This is a genomic window from Cobetia sp. LC6, from assembly GCF_030264805.1.
Lineage (GTDB): Bacteria > Pseudomonadota > Gammaproteobacteria > Pseudomonadales > Halomonadaceae > Cobetia.
On sequence record NZ_JASSPL010000044.1, the window covers coordinates 1 to 400 of the forward strand.

Annotated in this window: 1 pseudogene; it reads right to left on the minus strand. The window is 64.5% G+C overall.

Going from position 1 to position 400, the window contains the following annotated elements:
* Positions 1 to 400 (minus strand): annotated as a pseudogene (locus QQF40_RS17045) (hemolysin D); the annotation flags it as partial.

Here is a 400-nt window from a genome sequence, read left to right on the forward strand (position 1 = left end):
GTAGGCGTCCTGCAGATAGGTATTGCGGATCTCGGCCTGACGACCCTTGAGCTCGGCGATCTCGCGATCCAGCTTGAGCATCTCCATCTCGCCCACGGCGCGACGCTTGACCAGCGGACGGATCACCGCGAGCTGACGCTGCGCTGCAGTGATCTCCTTGCTGACCGCATTCAGGGCGCTGTCACGCTTCTTGCGCCGCGCCGTGAACAGCTCACGCTCGGTAGCGGTCAGCGCCTCGTTGTCACGCACTACCTCGGGGAACTCGATACTCGACTTGTCCAGCACCTCGGCTTCCAGGCGGGCGATGGTCGCGCGCAGTGCCTGCGCCTGACTCAGTGATTCCATGTAGGCCGAGCGGAAGCGGGTCTCGTCGATGGCGGCCAATAGCTGACCGGCCTCG